Origin of the sequence: Microcoleus sp. F10-B2 (assembly GCF_036704965.1) — a bacterium.
Taxonomy (GTDB): Bacteria; Cyanobacteriota; Cyanobacteriia; order Cyanobacteriales; family Microcoleaceae; genus Microcoleus.
Genome location: NZ_JAUBTB010000120.1, coordinates 1 through 17266 on the forward strand (window position 1 = coordinate 1; position 17266 = coordinate 17266).

The window sequence follows — 17266 nt, forward strand, 5'->3', positions numbered from 1 at the left end:
CCCGCCCTTTCTGGACGGGCGGGATGGGCCCATCCCACAAGAACATCACGCATTGTAAGTTATTTAATTCTCATTCCATATCGACTGCTGTACGCGATCGCTAAAACAAGTCAAATCGGTTCTATAAATTCAACAAACCCGGTTTTTCAAGAAAACCGGGTTTTTGAGTCTAAAGAGTTTTAAGTTAACCTGCTAACTCAATTCGATCGCCGACTGTGAGGCGATTCGTAGCAAACTCCCGAACCTGTATCCGAGACAAAATGACAATCCCAGTAAGAGCGAATAAAGCTTTTCCAAATTGGATCGGTTGACTTGCGATAATAATCGCCCAAGACTGGTTTAATTGCTTCCGTTGCTTCCTTCAAGTGATAGTGCGGCATGGTCGAGAAAATGTGGTGGGCTACGTGAGTCCCGATGTCGTGATGGATGGAATTGATGATTCCGTAGTCGCGATCGATCGTAGATAACGCACCTTTCAAGAAATACCAATCATCACCGCGATACCAGGGAATATCGGCTTCTGTGTGGTGGAGGAATGTTACCAAATCCAGCCACATCACGAATACTACATAGGGAACCAAGTAGAATTTCAGCAAAAACAGCCAACCAAACTGATAGGTTAGCGCGCCTAAAAAGCTTACCATCAGCACCAAGGATGCGGAACTGGTCAACACGTCCCATTTTTCGGAAGGACGGAAAAGCGGGCTACCGGGCACGAAGTGAGAACTTACCTCATCGCCCGATCCGCGAAACAGATAAATTGGGTAGGCAAATAACATCAAATAGAAGCGTCCCAGCTTTTCATACCAGAGCATTTGATTGTATTTGCTCTCTGACACCGGATACCAGCTTTCATCATTATCCAAGCTGCCTGTATTCGCGTGGTGGGTTCTGTGACTGATCCGCCAACCGTGGAAGGGCACGAGAATTGGAGCGTGGGAGAGGTGTCCGATCAGGTTGTTGAGCCATTTTATCTTAGAAAATGAACCGTGTCCGCAGTCGTGACCGACTACAAACAATGCCCAAAACATGGTTCCCTGCATCAACCAGAAAATTGGGTAAAAGAACCAGGAATCGAGGGTGTAGGCGATCGCGTACAAACCTGCGATGATGCCAATATCTAAAAAGAAGTAAGCTAGAGATTTCCAGGGCGAGGGTTCAAAACAGTGGGCTGGAATGGCTGCCTTGATATCACTAAGAGTAAAAGGTAACTCTGTTGTACGAGAGGACGAGCCTTGATTGCTCGGCGGATTGAGAACAGTATTTGATTGCACGAAGTTTCCGATTTAAGCTGACTTGAGAAACCGCATTCCGCCTTGTAACAGTCAATCGATTTTAGATTTTAGATTTTAGATTTTAGATTCACTCCACAGATGAATTTGGGGGCTTAACTAATATCTAAATTTTTTGGCTCTCTCCGACTCATGTCGGGGGTTTGTATCCCTAAGCAGGTGAGGTAACATTCAACCTGCAAGGAGCCATATTTTTTACTCTGCAAGGGTTTCTAAAGTTCTTTAGTTCGCATGAAGAGCCCGTCCTCGATTCTCAAGCAAGTTGGCTTGTGGAATACTTGTATGGGAAAAATTAGTGCGATCGACCCTGTTATCTAAAAAAATTTGATGTGTCCGTTGTTTGTGCGAAATGCGACTTCAATCTGAGAGTGCACTTTTGGAGGCACTACCTCCAGTCTGCAGGTGGCATACAGCACTTGCAGCAGAAATTGTGAACGAGAGTTTAGGGAAATGCCGATCGATTTTGGATTTTATATTTGAGATTTTAGATTGAAGGACAAATCTCAAACCTCAAATCCAAAATCGATAATCGGAGTGTTGGGTTTCACACAAGTTATACCCAACCGACTGTTCACTATAGTTCACAATTCCTGCAAGAATTGCTACAGCTAAGTTAATTTAACATTTCTACACACAGTCTGGCAACGAGTTACCCGAAAAATTTGAAAATCCATAAATCCGGGAAACTGACGGGCGAGCCAGCGCTTTTTGATTTTCTAGGTTGCAGCCTTTTCTAATATGAGCTTAGACCGTTTTACCATTTCGGGAACGTCGATCGGATAATCGCCGGTGAAACACGCCGAACAAAAACTCATCGGGTCTTCGTTAGTGGCCTGGAGCATTCCATCCCAACTCAAGAAAGCCAAAGAATCTACCCCAATTTGGGCGCCGATTTCTGCGACTGACTTAGTAGCAGCAATTAACTGATCTTGATTGTCGGTGTCGATCCCGTAGAAACAAGGATGTGTCACAGGCGGCGAGGAAATTCTCATGTGAACGGCGATCGCGCCCGCATCCCGCAAGGCTTTGACAATTTTGCGGCTGGTAGTGCCGCGCACGATCGAATCGTCGATAATAATTACTCGCTTTCCTTCCAACACATCTTTGAGAGGGTTGAGTTTCATGCGGATTCCTGACTCCCGCATTGTCTGAGTCGGTTGAATAAAAGTGCGCCCGACGTAGCGATTTTTAATCAATCCTTCGGCGTAAGGAATGCCGGAAGCTTGAGAAAAGCCGATCGCCGCCGGGATTCCAGAATCGGGAACGCCGATGACTATATCAGCATCAGCCGGAGATTCTGCTGCCAACAAACGCCCGATCCGCAGCCGGTAGCTGTACAAACTTTCACCTTCCATCTGGCTGTCGGGTCGAGCAAAATAGATCATTTCAAAGATGCAAAGTTTGCGCTTCTGCTGCTGGCTCCAGTGGAACGAAGCCATACCTTGCTCTGTAATCCAAACTAATTCTCCCGGTTCTACGTCCCGCAAAAATTCAGCACCGATAATATCCAAGCCGCAAGTTTCCGATGCTAAAACATACCGTACCGGAGTTGTGGGGAGAGTGCCAATTACCAGCGGGCGGACGCCGTGCGGGTCTCGGACTCCCATCACGCCTTTGGGGGTGGCGATCGTCAAACTAAAGGCTCCTTGGCACATAGCAAAGGCACTGATCGCTGCTTCCAGCCAGTCTTTGCCCTTGTCTACCTCCGAGGCGATCGCCACCGCGATCGCCTCTGAATCCGTCGTGCTCACAAAGTCGCAGTTGCGAGACAGCAACTCTTCCCGCAATTCTTTTGTATTGACAAGATTCCCGTTATGTGCTAGCGCGAGACTTCCCAAACGGGTTTCGACGACAACAGGTTGAGCGTTGACAACCCGCGACGAGCCGGTAGTAGAGTAGCGAGTGTGGCCTACCGCTAAGTTACCGGGCAAGTGACCTAAACTCGATTCGTTAAAGACTTGGGAAACCAGTCCCATATCTTTGTGCAGGTGGACTGTTTCACCTTCAAAGGTGGCAATTCCTGCTGATTCCTGACCGCGGTGCTGCAAGGCATACAAACCGAAGTAGGTCAACTTGGCGACATCTTCACCCGGTGCGTAGATACCGAAAACGCCACAAGCTTCCTCTGGCTTGTCGGGTTTGCTAGAATGCTCGTCAGCCGCGAAGGAATGGTTGGGAATCATAGATGGGTGGGTTCCTAATGGGGAAGGTGGGTTAGGGGGACAGTTTCAGCGGGAAATCTTGTTTGCGAAAGCGTCGCATAACTTAACATTCCCTTAATCTTGCCACGGATCTGTCATTATTTCCAACTCGTGTAGCATTTCAGACAGAAGCGATGCGGCCTTTAAGGGCATTGTAGTATCGATCGCCCCCAAATCCTATATTAACCTTGATTAAGGGCGGGCGAGGGATTCGGCGAGGGATTCGGCGATTGTCAAACGAAGTGGGCGCAACGCCAGACTGAAGAGATAGGCGATCGTGGAATGGAAAATAAATTAGAAACTTGCTTGATGGGCTTTTTCAAATATTAGGATTTAAGGGCGATCGAGCTTGACTTATTCATAAAATTGACCTACTATATCATCATGGGAATCTGTGCGGCCATGTCAAGTCAATTTGGGCGCGATCGAGTATTAAGTAATGTCGTATTTTGTAGGTGCGTCGCTATGAGATTTGCGATCTTACTTGGAGATTGTAGATGGCGACGCACGCTACTGATTCAACATCATCTTGCTGTCGAATTGCTGACTCAATTTCGTCAGGATAAGCTTCAGTATAAGCCCACACATTTACCAAATCAGCAGCACTGAGATGGGGGTAGCAGTCTAGGATAAAAGCATCGGTAGCGCCGTCATTGCGATAGCTGGCGAGCAACCAAACGGGAATGCGAGTTTTGTCAATACAAGCATCACCGCCCATCACGCCGGGAGTTTTGGTTATCGGGCGGCCGCTGTTTTTCAGGCTTTGAGTTAAGATGCTTATTGCCTCAGCTTTTTCGATCGCCGTTAAGGCCAGGAGTTGTACTTCTAATTCTTGGATTGTCATAGAAATTTTGGGATTTATGAATTGTGTAGCTATAGTTGGCTGTGACTGAATTGAAGGATAAGTATGACAGGAGTGAACCGTGCCAATAAATTATGGTGGAAATTAACGCTTCAGCTCAATATCAAACTCAAGCCGAGAACGATAAAAGTGAACGTCAAATTCTAAGAAAAAATTTGTCTGTCCCAAAATCAATGATACACTATCACTTTTTGCCCAAGCAAATACTAATCTTACCGGAGCAAACTCCCCTATTTCAGCCATGAAAAATACTGGCATCGCTGGTTGATTACCCACGTTACCGGCCAGTCGAATAATGGCTTTGCTGTCATCCCACACTAAGCCAAGCTGAATTCCTATTTGGTAAGGCAATACACTCACTGTTGCACCGCTGTCTACTAACCCAACAACTTCGACTCTCTGGTTATTGTGGCGCAGAATCAAGGGAATGCGCGGTAAGCTGTCAAACTCATCTTGAGAGGGGTGATTGGTAGAGTATTGAAATCGCATACTACTCACTTTTCGTCGCTGTTAGCCAGATTCATTGCCTGCATCAAAGCTGCACCAGCGCCAAAAGTATCGTAGGGAGTTGGTAAGTAGTAAGTCTTGTAAGGTTCCAAAGGAAAAATATTCTCACTGATATCTTCTTCCGCCATGAGAATACGGATTAACTCTCGTTTATCGATCGCAGACAGTTGTCTGATGGTAGGGAGTAATTCTGTTAGTTTCATCGGTGGTTTTCCTGCGATGCGTCTGTGTTAACGGTAGCAGGTCAGCGCAATAATTGCAACTTCCACGGGAGTTTCACAAAGATTGGCGCGATCGTCCGATGGTAGTAATGCACCCGGTATGATGATATTCCGTAGTGTTTTATTCGGGAAGATTTGAGCAATCATTAAAATAAGCAATAAGTGCTTCACCCACACCTTTTGTAACTCCACCAGCTACTACTGATTTTGCTGCCCATCCGAAGACAGGAACAAAATCAAGGAGTGAGTGTGCAACTTTACTGCCAATGAGTGGAGCTGCAATTGTAGCAAACACTGCCCCAGCTTGAGTTTTATCCATATCAACATCAAAAATTGACCCGACTTGGATAACCATTGTTACATCGCCTCCAGTCATCAGATAATGAGAACCTGGAATCCAAGCCACACTTGCAAATCCCAAAGCCCATTTATTGATAGCCGAGCGTGCTTGTTCTCTCGCTTGTCTTTTGTTGGATGCTGCCATAATGATAAAAGATCACCTTTTTTGGGTTTAAATTACCTCACAAAGCTTTTGAGCTTTGCAAATTCAAGCTGAGGTTTATTTTTTTCTATGCTAGAGCGATATAATCAAACTCAACATCAAAAAAAGTTGGAAAAAGTTGGATCTTTCTAAAATTGCGATCGACAACTGGTATACAAAGCAAGAAAGTTGCAAAAAGTTGGGAAAAGTTGGTTATAGTAACAGACAGTCATCTCACCAGCGCACCTATGGACAGTCCTCAGATATTGCAATTTGTCGATGAAGCTGTTTCCACCAAGACGGGCAAACATCTAAATAACTTGCAACGCCGAATAATTGCGGGAATACTGAAAAATCAAAAGTATGCTGATGTTGCAGAAACTTACGGTTATAGCGCCAAACATATTAAGAAAGCCAGTCACGAACTTTTGCAAATGTTATCTGAGGTGTTTGGCGAACAAGTTAAGAAAAGCAATCTTGAATCTGTATTAGAACGGCAAATAAATCAGAATATAACAACTTCGGGTAAAAGAAATACCCAAAATAACATTATTGGTATTGGCTATATCAACAGTTGCCCTGCTTCATCTACTCCTACCCCAGATGAAAGTCAGCCCGAAAATGCTGACTCTCATGGCAACGATCGAGCTAATATTGAAACAATAGATAAATTACGGCAATTTGGCTTGAGCGACGAGCAAATTGCAGAAGCGCTAAATATACCTTTAGAGCAACTTAAGCAGGTGGACTCGGATGAGTAAATTTGCGTCCCGTGCGAATTTTACTGGAGCGATCGATCGCACTTAGTTTTTTGTTACGATCGTCGCAGGTTGCCTTATTGAAGTAAAATAAAACATCTCCAAATATTTTAAGCTAGGAGGCTCACTTGAAAATAAAAATTATCATCCACGAAGCAGAAGAAGGCGGATACTGGGCAGAAGTTCCTGCTATTCCTGGCTGTGCAACACAGGGAGATACCTTTGAGGAATTGCTGCAAAACCTCTATGAAGCAATCGAAGGTTGCCTTAGTGTCGATCTTGAATCCATCGAGACAAACGATCGAGACAGAATTATGGAGATTGCGATATGAACTCCATGTCTGGCAAAGAGTTAGCCAAGCTGCTAGAACGTAATGACTGGATATTATTAAGAGTTCAAGGCAGTCATCACATCTACGGGAAAGCTGGAAGTTCAGTCCGAATTTCTGTGCCAATTCACGGCAATAAATCTTTAAAAGTTGGGTTACTCAGAAACTTGTTAAAAATGGCTGGTTTATTGGAAAATACCCATCAAAATACCAGCACAGTTGAAGAGTTAAATAGTGAGAATAAGGCGGCGAATGAATCTGATTCGATCGAGCGAGAACAAGAATGAGATTGCCTCCATATTTCGCTAGCCAACGAATGGGTCCCCGTTCAAGAGGTTAGTGATGAAACAAATTCAACTCAATGAAGTTCAAAAAGACTTGCTTCAATTCTTGGAAATAGCTCGGGAAGAAGATGTAATTTTAATTTATGATGGCAAGCCAGTCGGCTATCTGGTGGGCTTTGCGGATGAAGACGACTGGATTGATTATTTAATGCTGAATAATCCTGAGTTGAAAACACGATTGCGCCGCTCCCTTCAAGACGCAAGAGAAGGGAAAACGATCGCTTTTGAAAAGGGAAAGTTGATTTCCGAAAACGAGAATTAGAGATTGTTTCTGGCGAATTGCACGACGCAATAATTACCAGGACACAGCACTGCTGTGTCCCTACCCATTATGCCTTGATTATACAGATGCAATCCGACGCTCGATCGCATTATAGAATCGATCGCCCATCTCACTCATCGCAACCTCAAGTAACGGTTGATTATCAGCACTAAAAACTCGCAAAGGTGATTCAGCCCCGCCAACTAAACCGATTTTATGCCACATTTTAGTCAAATGTTCTTGCAGGTAAGACTCCCAAATCCCTTGATTTTTCGGGGCGACTGAAACTACAATGCAGTTGCCCATTTCACCAAACAAAATTTCATCCCAGCGACCGACATTTGCCGCCGAATTGAAACTGAGATGAATTTCCGCACCCATTTTAGCAGAAATACACGATTCCGCGAGGGCGATCGCAAGTCCACCTTCCGCACAATCATGGGCAGAACCTACCCAACCTTGCCGAATTCCATCGCGACAAACCGATTGCACTTTTCTTTCTAACTCAAAATCTATCCTTGGCGGTTTCCCAGCGACAATCCCGTGAATTGCCGCTAAATATTCCGAACCTCCCAAAGTTGGAGAAGTTTCGATTTTTGAGGTTTCAGATGGAAGTTCTGAGTTTGGGGATGATTCCTCCATTCCCAGCACATAAATTAAATCGCCTTTCTTTAGCCAAGCTTGGCCGCAAATCTTCTTCAAATCGGGAATTAACCCCACCATTCCGATTACCGGAGTCGGATAAATTGGTTGAGGATTCCCCTCAGCATCAACCGTTTCATTGTAAAGAGAAACATTGCCGCCAGTAACAGGCGTTCCCAACTCCCGACAAGCATCAGCAATCCCGCGACAAGCTGACGCTAACTGCCAATATCCGATCGGCTTTTCGGGACTGCCAAAATTCAAATTATCAGTAACTGCCAGAGGTTCAGCACCCACACAACTTAAATTTCTCGCTGCTTCCGCTACGACTGCTTTTGCACCTTCATAAGGATCGAGATAAACATAACGAGAATTGCAATCAACCGTTGCAGCAACTCCGGGAATCATTCCCAGGGGCGCTTGCTTCTTGCTAAGGGGGGGAGAAACTTTTGGAGTTTCCCTACCTTGTGCCTTTTTAAATAGAGGAATTACCTCTTCTTCCTGTTTGATTTCGGAAGCTAGAGAAACAGCATTTTCTCTCTGTAGATCCCCCTTAGCAAGGGGGTGTACTTCTAGCCCTTCAGCATGGGAAGATTGGCAAGGTTCTAGCGGACGCAATCTGACAACCGCAGCATCAGCGCCTCCCGGTAAAACAACAGTATTGTTTTGCACTTGATGGTCGTATTGGCGATAAACCCAGCGTTTAGAAGCGATGGTGGGAGTATCTAAAAGCGTCAGCAAAATCTGATTCCAAGTTTGGAAATTACCGTTAATTTCGATCCCTTTAACTGTGGATTGGGGCAGCGAATCCGCCGTCCATTCCCATGCTTTTTTAGCATATTCTGGTGGTTCTGTCAACAATTCTCGGTGATAAATTGGCGTGTTATCTGCCAAAGCAGTCGCGGTAATTTCGGCAGCGATTTCGCCTTTAAAGAGAATTCGGACGATCGGCTTTTCGATGACTGTCCCCGCGACTACGGCCTGCAATCCCCAGCGGTGGAAAATATCGATTAATTCCTGTTCGCGTCCTTTTTGGGCCACAAACAACATCCGTTCTTGGGATTCCGAAAGCAGGTATTCGTAGGGAACCATGCCGCTTTCTCGAACGGGAACTTTGTCTAAATCGAATTCAATGCCGACGCCGCCTTTGGCTGCCATTTCTGATGTGGAACAGGTGATTCCGGCTGCACCCATATCTTGGGCTGCGACGACTGCACCGGTTTTGAATGCTTCTAAACAAGCTTCAATTAAGGATTTTTCTAAAAATGGATCTCCGACTTGGACTGCGGGGCGATCGTCCATTGATTTGTCTGTCAATTCGACACTGGCAAAACTTGCTCCTCCCATGCCATCTCGCCCGGTAGTTGAACCGACATAAAGCACGGGATTTCCGATGCCGGATGCCCCGGATTTGACGATTTCTTGAGTTTCCATTAAACCCAAGGCCATGACGTTAACTAATGGGTTGCCGGAATAAGCAGGATCGAAGTAAACTTCGCCGCCAACTGTGGGCACGCCGATGCAATTTCCATAATGGGAAATTCCCGATACTACGCCTTTGAACAATCTCTGAGTTTTCGCATCGTCTAAGTTGCCGAAACGCAGGGAATTTAAAAGTGCGATCGGGCGTGCACCCATTGTGAAGATATCGCGGAGAATCCCGCCGACACCGGTTGCTGCACCTTGGAAAGGTTCGACTGCTGAGGGGTGGTTGTGGGATTCAATTTTGAAGGCGAGTTGCAAGCCGTATCCCAAGTCTACGACGCCGGCATTTTCTCCGGGCCCGACTAGAATTCGATCGCCCTCTGTGGGAAACTGTTTTAATAGTGGCCGCGAATTTTTGTAACAGCAGTGTTCGCTCCACATGACGCCGAACATTCCCAATTCAGCTTTATTAGGATGGCGGCCGAGACGGTGAACGATTTCTTCATATTCTTCAGGTGTGAGTCTTTCACCGGCAATTTGTTCGGGGGAAAATGGAGATTCGGAGATGGGAGACATGGAAACTCGTTATAAACCACAGGCTTTATTCTAAATGCCCTGTGCTTGGTTAATCTAAAATCTATAATCTAAAATCTAAAATCCCAAGCTTTTGGTTTGCTAATTTAAAATCTAAAATCTAAAATCTAAAATCTAAAATCGAATGACTTTACCTCGAAATCTCAATTTTGCCAACCAAAACTTGCGGAACCGTTCTTTTAAAGGGCTTGACTTGTCTGGCGCGAATTTCAGCGGTTGCGACATTCGAGGCTGCAATTTCACCGGGGCGATTTTGAGGGGGGCAAATTTTCAGGGTGTCAGAACCGGACAAAGCCGCAGGCGGGTGAGAAATTTGATTGCTAGGGCTGGGGTGACAGCGGTGACAGTGACGGCGGCTGGGGCTTTGACTGGACTGATTGGCGGGGCGGATGCGGGGGCTGTGGCGGTGGCCGGAACGGCTGCGACGGCGATTGCTGCGACTCGGGGCGAGGCGGGAATTGTGGCGGGGGCTGTGGCTGGGGCTGCTGCTGCGATCGGGGCTAGCGGTATTGTGACATTTTTTGGCGGAGATACTATCAGGGGAATTGTCTTATTTTTGGTTTCTGGGGTAATTCTTGGGTTAACTGCGATCGGCTTTTTTATCGCTGTTGAAGAAATAGAAAAATTGTCGGTAACGTCGTTTAGAAAGGCTGATTTAACTGATGCTGTATTCGATCCGGGGGCGGTTCTAGATGCAGATTTTTCCGATGCGCGAGGAGTGCCGTGGTAGACTGCACAATTACTGATTTTTTTGATTTTTTACCGAAAGCATCCAGGATACAAGCCCCCGGATTCATCCGTGGAGAAATAAAAAACCTGTATCCGATGAAACTTGCCCCCCAAATTTATTCGTGGGGTGAATGCTTCAAATCTAAAATCTAAAATCTAAAATCTAAAATCTAAAATCTAAAATCGATTGACCCATTCCCGGAATTCTCGCACTGCTGCGGTTGCGCCTGTAGTTTGACACCGATCGATAAATTCGTCAACTTTTGCAGTCGGTAGCATTGGGAAAGCCCGGGAAAAATTGCACTCGGTATATTCGCCATTTTGCAATTGATAAAACTTGATGCTTCGTCCGTCGTACCGCCAAATTTCTGGTACGCCTAAATCTGCATATAAATCGAATTGATTTAAGGAACTGCTGGTAATATCAATTTCCAGTGCTAAATCGGGCGGCGGATCTTGAGCAAAGTCTAATTCTGTTCTCCCTCTGACCAGTGCTTCATTCTGGATATAATAGCATGAATCTGGTTCTTTTCCCGCTGCTTTTTTGCGTTTTTTAATCGTCATCGAGCCAAAGGGGTTGTACTCCAGATTGAGTTCTTCTATGAGTGTTACAATTAAGCGGTCGATCAGCCTGTTGCGATTTTCATGTTCCGGTAGTGGCACCATAATTTCTAATTGACCTTGATGATAAGCAATTCTGGTGGAACGTTTGTTGCCCAGTTCCCCTAGCAGGCTTTCATATAACTGCCAACTGATATTGGGGAGTAAAACTCGCTGTTCGGCGGGCGTTGATATTGTTAGCATTTTATTTTGTTTTAGATATTGAGAATATTTTAGTTTATCCTTTTTTTTTGCGAACTGAACAAAAAGTATCTGCCGACAGCTACGGTCATGCGCTACTGTAGTTAATAATAGACTGTGGTCATTAGTCCTTGTTGTATGAAGCTGCGATCGTTCTTTTCTTTCCTCATTGCTGGTGTCTTGGCACTCTTAGGCTTGAGTGCCGGTGGTTTTTACTGGCTGACAACTCAAACTCCCCTGAATTTGCTCGCCGGCGGGCCGACAACTACTCCTGCTGCGGCTGTGTTTGTCTCGAAACAAGCACCTTTGTTAGCGTCAATGCTGGTAAATCCCGATCGCCTCGAAGCATTGCGGCAAGTTTTTGCCACTCCCGAAGAAAGAAGTCGATCGCACGCAGAATTTGAGCAAATCAAAAAAAGTTTCCTCGCCAATACAGGCTTGGATTACAGTCGAGATATCCAACCTTGGATAGGTGACGAAATTACCCTCGCCGTCACAACGCCAGATTTTGACGGCGACAGCAGCAACGGCCAACAAGCCGGGTTTTTGCTGGCCGTTTCCTCCCAAAATGCCGATCGCAGCCAACAATTTCTCGACTCCTACTGGCGAAAACAATCTCGGGCAGATAAAACAGTTCATTCGGAACTATATAAAGGCGTGAAAATCAATTATAAACAAGCACCAATAGCCAAGAAAAAATCTGCTTCGCTTTCGCCTTTTAACCCGTTTTCTCTGCCGAATACAAGTTTGCAGCGTAGCTTGGCAACAGCGGCAATCGGCGACAATTCAACTTCTGGAAATAACCCCAGTTTTGTTTTATTTGCAAACAGTCCGAATGTGATTCGAGATGCAATTAATAACGTTGAAGCAGCCAATCTAAATCTTAACAATACCCCCGAATATCAAAAAGCTTTACAGCAGTTAAATCAAGGCAGAATCGCTTTAGCCTTTGTGAATCTCCCGCAGTCAGCAACCGAGCAAAATCCCCAAGTTTCTCTTAATTCTCTCGCAGTTGCTGTCGGAGTCAACCGACGGGGATTGCTGGCTCAAACTGCTTTAGTGACATCGCGAGAAAACACAGCTTCTCCCACACTCTCCGAACCTGTGCAAGCCTTGCAATACATTCCGTCAGCCAGTCCTTTCGCGGTCGCCAGCACCGATTTAAGGAATTTTTGGAGTGATTTGTCATCGGCGGTGTCCACTAACGCAGAAGTCTCAAATTTAGTCGATCGCACTCTCGCAGATATTCAGGAAGTTTGGGGCGTCAACCTGCAGCAGGATATATTTGACTGGGTACAAGGAGAATACGCTTTAGCAGTGGTTCCGAATTCGTCAAATAGTGCGGACTGGATTTTTGCCGCCGAAACATCTGCTGATTCCCAAAAGGCGATCGACAAACTCGATGAAATTGCCCGCAGCAAAGAATACAGCATCGGCAGCTTCACTCTCAGAAACCAGAAAATTACCGCTTGGACGCAGTTGACAACGAACCAGAATTATGGTAAGGAAAATAATAGGAAAAGTGCGATCGAAACCGAGGCAAAAGGAGTTCGAGCCACCGTCGGCAAATACGAAATTTTCACCACTTCAGTAGAAGCAATGGACGCAGCACTAGAAGCAGCCGAAACAGGCTCTTTAGTTGCCAATCAAGATTTTCAAACCAGCATTGAACCGCTACCACCATCTAACGACGGCTATTTTTATTTAGACTGGCCCTCCAGCAGGGCAATTTGGGAAAAACAAATCCCGCTGTTGAGGTTAATTGAACTTTCGGCAAGACCATTGTTCGACCACTTGCGATCGCTCACCGTCACCAGTACGGGAGAAATAACAGGAATTCGCAAAGCTACAATATTTATGCGGCTAAATTAGTCAGCAGTCAGTAGTCAGTAGTCATTAGTTAGAAGGAAGAAGGAAGAAGGAAGAAGGAAGAAGGAAGAAGGAAGAAGGAAGAAGGAAGAAGGAAGAAGGAAGAAACTATGCCCAATTCCCTATGCCCAATTCCCTATGCCCAATTCCCAAGAACTAAGGACTAAGGACTAAGGACTAATAACTACTGACTCATTCACCTTTTTAGGTTTCCCAAAATAAGCTTGAAATACCTCTTTGGCGATCGGGGCGGCGGCAACAGAACCATAACCGCCATTTTCCACAACCACGGCGATCGCAATTTCCGGCTTCTGGGCGGGCCCGAAGGCCACATACAAAGAGTGATCCTGCTGTCCGATCACCTCCGAAGTCCCTGTTTTGCCCGCCGTCAGCGGAATCGTACCGTCATTCAATCCCTGTCCAGTACCCTCGGCAACCACCGCGATCAGTCCTTCCTTAATCACCTTAATCGTCGAAGGCTTCATCCCCGTATGTACCGATTTAGTCTCCGCTGTACCGGTCATAGAAGTCAAAAGATGAGGCTTCACTCGATAACCCCCATTAGCGATCGAACTCACCATCACCGCCGCCTCCAAAGGAGTCACCAACACCAACCCCTGACCGATCGACATCGTTACCGTATCACCCGCATACCAAGGTTCTTTATAAAGTTTCTCCTTCTCCTCCGGCGTCGGGATTTGACCGCGATCTCCGCCGCCTAGCCCCAAAAGCTTCAAATCCGTCTCCTTGCCAATTCCCAAGCGCCGTCCCCACTTAGCAATTTGCTCGGGCCCAACACTCATCCCCACTTGATAAAAAAACGTATTGCTGCTGAAAGCCAAGGCCTCCCGAAAGCCTATGTCGCCGTAACCGCCGCTGTGTTCGTTAAAATCAATTCCCCCCACAGTAATGTAAGACGAAGTGCCCAAAATTGAGTCCGGCGAAAACTTGCCCGACTCCAGGCCCGCGACGGAAGTCACAATTTTAAAAGTGCTGCCGGGGGGATAGCCTTGCATAGCCCGATTCAAAAATGGATTTTCCGGATCTTGAAGAGTTTCCCACTCATCCTTAGTGATTTTTCGCGTAAACAGATTGGGGTCAAAAGTCGGGTGGCTAGCCAGAACTAATACCGCGCCGGTTTTGACATCCAGGGCCACTACTGCTCCCCGGCGGTTCCCCAGGGCTTTTTCGGCTGCTTTTTGCATGGACAAGTCTATGGTTAGCTGCACCGATTCACCGGGCTTGGGCGGTGTCTCTCCCATCAGCCGCAATTCTTGATTTTGGGCATTTACCTCGATCAGCCGATCGCCCCAAACTCCCGCAATCTGCTTGTTAGAACTCGCTTCTATGCCCATTTGACCGACAATCATCCCCATCGGATATTCCGGGTGAGCTTTTAAGTCTGCTGCGGTAGCTTCGCCAATATATCCGATCACGTGAGCCGCCAAACTGCCTTCGGGATAGTAGCGGTTCGCTTCTGGTCGAACTTCCACTCCCCGCATTTGTCCCACCTGTTCTGCTAGTGGCACAAACACCTCTGGCGGCATTGCTTGCTTGAGCCGCACCGGTCTGTAGGATAGAGGATCTACCTGTTTTAATTTTTGTAAAATTTCTTTGGTCGGAATTTTTACCAGCGGACTCAACTTTTCTGCTGTTGCTTTCCACTCTTCCGGCGTTTGTTCTTTCGGCCACAAATATACCGATCGAGCTAAATTGTTTGCTGCTAGCAGCTTGCCTTTGCGATCGATAATGTGTCCGCGATTCGCCGGCATTGGCACTAGGCGAACGCGATTGTTTTCGGCTCGTTCCCGGTTTTGCTTCCCTTGTACCAGTTGCAATTCCACCAGCCGACTAGCGTGCAGACCCAGCAAACCGGTTGCCAGCAGCATGAACACGATCGCCCGGTGTATCGGACGCGACTGTTTTTTAGGAGTTTCCCCCAGGGTTTTGTCAGAAGAGTGAAATCCTGATATCGAATAAATTTGTCGTTGCATCATTCTATAGGTAGATGTCAAATCCTAGAGTTTAGATTCCTGATTGTCAATTGTGGAGTATACATCATCAGACCGGGGGCAATAGGGCATTAACCGTTGGGGGAAGGGGAATGATTGACAATTAACTTTTGACTAATAATTAATAACTCCTGACTGCTTACTGCTGACTAATCCCCCAAGCACCAAGAAATCGCCAGCAAAATCAAGGCCAGGCTCAGCCAATTAGGGAGGTGGAACCAGCAGAATAGACCCATAGGTAACAATACCAAAACCTGTGTCAATAGAGAACATATCCCCACCAGCAAGGCAAGCAGTATCAAATCGATCATATTGACAGCGTATAATTTCGGATGTGAGCCGATCGCGTGTGGCAGAACTAGGAGTGGCACTCGGAGCGCGATCGTACAGGTGATTGTCCTGATAGAAATAAGGAGCACGAGCCAGGAGGTTTTGAACTAAAAAATTGTTCTTCCTCCAGAGTTCAGATTCTAGGGGCTGCGATGGGTAAATTCTGAGTTGTGATTTTAAGTTGTGACCGAGGAGTATTGCCATGTTGTTTAATCCGCGAGCCCATTTCAAAAACGGTGCGATCTTGGCGGCGATAGCCACTGCCGCCGCCCTACCAGTTTTAGCAGAAACAGCCAATTTCGGCACCTTAACTTTATCGCGAGGTTCTGGCTCCCCAACAGCAGTTTTGAGAGGTTCCACAGGCGGTTCGTACTCTTTATCTGCCATTGCCAACGCCGATCGCCACAAAAACAAATGTTTGGGTTTTGCCACTCCAACTCCCGACCATATCATAGTCTTGCAGCAAGACTTTTCCAAACTCACAATCCAAGTCAACAGCGGGGGAAAAGACACAACCTTACTAATACAAGGACCCAACGGTAACACGGTGCGCTGCGGAGACGATACAGCTCAAAATAAAGATGCTGGCATTGTGGATACGGGCTGGGAAGCAGGCTCTTACAAGATTTGGGTCGGTTCTTTAGAACCAGGAGTAAAGTCAAACTATACCGTTTCAGTACAATAGTTAGACTAAATTGCCAAATAGTTTGCTAAACTTGTCTATAATTGACCAAACAAAAAACCCTAGGTAAGCTTAATTATGTTGGCCCTCAAACGAGCGCTAAAATTGAATAACAACGAAGCGACCCTGATGGCAAAACACGCAGGATTTCGGCGCGCGGTATTTAATTGCGGGTTAAGCTTGCAACCAAAATGTATAGTGAGGGTAAACTTTCAGACTCGAAGGTGATTGGTGAGGTGAAAAAAGGTCTCACCAACCACGTCAAAAAGCAACCTGAATTCCCTTGGATGGATCGGTTGTCGGGCCGAGTTTACCAGAACGCCTTAATTGAGATCGAAGATGCGTTTAGTCGGTATCGTTCTCGGAAAGCAGGTCATCCGAAATTCGCTAGCTGTCGCCACGGTCAATCTTTTAGGGTCGATTCATCCAATGGGAAAGTTCTCCCAAGCGCTGGCAACACCATTAAGATTCCTACATTGGGAACGTTTCAGCTTTACGAAGCCCGCTTAATGCGGTTTCGTCTCTCAAACTTTCACGCTCTCAAAAGCAGGAAGTCGCTGGTTTGTCTCGTTTTGTGTTGATGCAAAACGCTTGCCAGTTCTGCAATCTCAATCAACTGTAGGAATTGACGCGGGCGTTAAATATGCGGCCGCACTGTCAAACCAGCAAGTCTTTATGCACCAAAACCGTTGATAGCCAGTGCGAAAACCAAGCTTGGTACTTTACAACGTCAAGCGTCGCAGCAGGTAAAAGGTTCAAAAAATCAGCGTAAAACTTACAATAAAATCAGCCGAATTCACGCGCAAATAGCTTGTATTCGTAAAGATTTCCTGCACGAGTTAACAACTTAGGAATGAGAATTAAATAACTTACAATTTATTGTTCTTGTGGGATGGGCGTCCCGCCCGTCCAGAAAGGACGGGCG

General features: G+C 46.2%; 20 protein-coding genes. 10 read left to right on the forward strand and 10 right to left on the reverse strand.

Annotated elements, in window-relative coordinates:
• The coding region (locus QUA99_RS29185; RefSeq protein WP_333243944.1) for a hypothetical protein at positions 1-183 on the forward strand (183 nt) is incomplete at its 5' end.
• A gap of 14 nt (positions 184-197) precedes the next feature.
• Here QUA99_RS29185 and QUA99_RS29190 read toward each other — a convergent pair.
• The 6 genes from QUA99_RS29190 to QUA99_RS29215 form a co-directional block, all read right to left on the reverse strand.
• A complete protein-coding gene (locus QUA99_RS29190) occupies positions 198-1274 on the reverse strand; it encodes a DUF3474 domain-containing protein (protein ID WP_333243941.1) in 1077 nt (358 codons plus the stop codon).
• Between the two features lie 734 nt (positions 1275-2008).
• The gene (gene purF, locus QUA99_RS29195) at positions 2009-3475 is read right to left on the reverse strand and encodes an amidophosphoribosyltransferase (RefSeq protein WP_333243938.1); all 1467 of its coding nucleotides are present in this window, start codon (positions 3473-3475) and stop codon (positions 2009-2011) included.
• Between the two features lie 481 nt (positions 3476-3956).
• Complete coding sequence (locus QUA99_RS29200; protein ID WP_333243935.1) at positions 3957-4337, reverse strand: DUF433 domain-containing protein; 381 nt, start codon at positions 4335-4337, stop codon at positions 3957-3959.
• A 102-nt stretch (positions 4338-4439) separates the two neighbouring features.
• Positions 4440-4844: a hypothetical protein gene (locus tag QUA99_RS29205; RefSeq protein WP_333106498.1), complete on the reverse strand. Its 405-nt coding sequence runs from the start codon at positions 4842-4844 to the stop codon at positions 4440-4442.
• A gap of 5 nt (positions 4845-4849) precedes the next feature.
• The gene (locus QUA99_RS29210; protein ID WP_333243932.1) at positions 4850-5065 is read right to left on the reverse strand and encodes a hypothetical protein; all 216 of its coding nucleotides are present in this window, start codon (positions 5063-5065) and stop codon (positions 4850-4852) included.
• A 139-nt stretch (positions 5066-5204) separates the two neighbouring features.
• Positions 5205-5567 carry a hypothetical protein gene (locus tag QUA99_RS29215; protein WP_333243929.1) on the reverse strand — a complete coding sequence of 121 codons (363 nt, stop codon included), beginning with the start codon at positions 5565-5567 and terminating at the stop codon, positions 5205-5207.
• A 206-nt stretch (positions 5568-5773) separates the two neighbouring features.
• Here QUA99_RS29215 and QUA99_RS29220 point away from each other — a divergent pair, with 206 nt between their 5' ends.
• The 4 genes from QUA99_RS29220 to QUA99_RS29235 all read left to right on the forward strand — a co-directional run bounded on the left by QUA99_RS29220 (position 5774) and on the right by QUA99_RS29235 (position 7257).
• The gene (locus QUA99_RS29220) at positions 5774-6325 is read left to right on the forward strand and encodes a hypothetical protein (RefSeq protein ID WP_333243926.1); all 552 of its coding nucleotides are present in this window, start codon (positions 5774-5776) and stop codon (positions 6323-6325) included.
• 125 nt (positions 6326-6450) lie between these two features.
• A complete protein-coding gene (locus QUA99_RS29225) occupies positions 6451-6654 on the forward strand; it encodes a type II toxin-antitoxin system HicB family antitoxin (protein WP_333243923.1) in 204 nt (67 codons plus the stop codon).
• Positions 6651-6938 carry a type II toxin-antitoxin system HicA family toxin gene (locus QUA99_RS29230; protein WP_333243921.1) on the forward strand — a complete coding sequence of 96 codons (288 nt, stop codon included), beginning with the start codon at positions 6651-6653 and terminating at the stop codon, positions 6936-6938. The genes QUA99_RS29225 and QUA99_RS29230 overlap by 4 nt, the downstream gene beginning before the upstream one ends.
• A 55-nt stretch (positions 6939-6993) precedes the next feature.
• The gene (locus QUA99_RS29235) at positions 6994-7257 is read left to right on the forward strand and encodes a prevent-host-death protein (RefSeq protein WP_333243918.1); all 264 of its coding nucleotides are present in this window, start codon (positions 6994-6996) and stop codon (positions 7255-7257) included.
• Positions 7258-7335: 78 nt separating this feature from the next.
• Here QUA99_RS29235 and purL read toward each other — a convergent pair whose 3' ends face one another.
• Complete coding sequence (gene purL, locus QUA99_RS29240; protein WP_333243915.1) at positions 7336-9900, reverse strand: phosphoribosylformylglycinamidine synthase subunit PurL; 2565 nt, start codon at positions 9898-9900, stop codon at positions 7336-7338.
• Positions 9901-10042: 142 nt separating this feature from the next.
• Between purL and QUA99_RS29245 the strand changes: the two genes are divergently transcribed.
• Positions 10043-10648 carry a pentapeptide repeat-containing protein gene (locus QUA99_RS29245; RefSeq protein WP_333243912.1) on the forward strand — a complete coding sequence of 202 codons (606 nt, stop codon included), beginning with the start codon at positions 10043-10045 and terminating at the stop codon, positions 10646-10648.
• A gap of 176 nt (positions 10649-10824) precedes the next feature.
• On the opposite strand, the gene QUA99_RS29250 is transcribed toward QUA99_RS29245, so the two are convergent.
• Positions 10825-11451 carry a Uma2 family endonuclease gene (locus tag QUA99_RS29250; protein ID WP_333243908.1) on the reverse strand — a complete coding sequence of 209 codons (627 nt, stop codon included), beginning with the start codon at positions 11449-11451 and terminating at the stop codon, positions 10825-10827.
• 135 nt (positions 11452-11586) lie between these two features.
• Here QUA99_RS29250 and QUA99_RS29255 point away from each other — a divergent pair, with 135 nt between their 5' ends.
• Positions 11587-13320: a DUF3352 domain-containing protein gene (locus QUA99_RS29255; RefSeq protein ID WP_333243905.1), complete on the forward strand. Its 1734-nt coding sequence runs from the start codon at positions 11587-11589 to the stop codon at positions 13318-13320.
• Positions 13321-13487: 167 nt separating this feature from the next.
• Here the strand turns inward: QUA99_RS29255 and mrdA are convergent, their stop codons facing one another.
• Positions 13488-15314 (reverse strand): penicillin-binding protein 2, encoded by a 1827-nt coding sequence (gene mrdA / locus QUA99_RS29260; protein WP_333243902.1) that lies wholly within the window; start codon positions 15312-15314, stop codon positions 13488-13490.
• A gap of 219 nt (positions 15315-15533) precedes the next feature.
• Entirely contained in the window at positions 15534-16091 is a 558-nt protein-coding gene (locus QUA99_RS29265) for a hypothetical protein (protein WP_333243899.1), read from the reverse strand.
• Between QUA99_RS29265 and QUA99_RS29270 the strand changes: the two genes are divergently transcribed.
• The 3 genes from QUA99_RS29270 to QUA99_RS29280 all read left to right on the forward strand — a co-directional run bounded on the left by QUA99_RS29270 (position 16078) and on the right by QUA99_RS29280 (position 17192).
• Complete coding sequence (locus QUA99_RS29270) at positions 16078-16344, forward strand: hypothetical protein (protein WP_333243896.1); 267 nt, start codon at positions 16078-16080, stop codon at positions 16342-16344. The genes QUA99_RS29265 and QUA99_RS29270 overlap by 14 nt on opposite strands.
• Positions 16345-16532: 188 nt before the next feature.
• Positions 16533-16922: a hypothetical protein gene (locus QUA99_RS29275; protein WP_333243893.1), complete on the forward strand. Its 390-nt coding sequence runs from the start codon at positions 16533-16535 to the stop codon at positions 16920-16922.
• A gap of 108 nt (positions 16923-17030) precedes the next feature.
• A complete protein-coding gene (locus QUA99_RS29280; protein WP_333243890.1) occupies positions 17031-17192 on the forward strand; it encodes a transposase in 162 nt (53 codons plus the stop codon).
• Positions 17193-17266 lie beyond the last annotated feature (74 nt).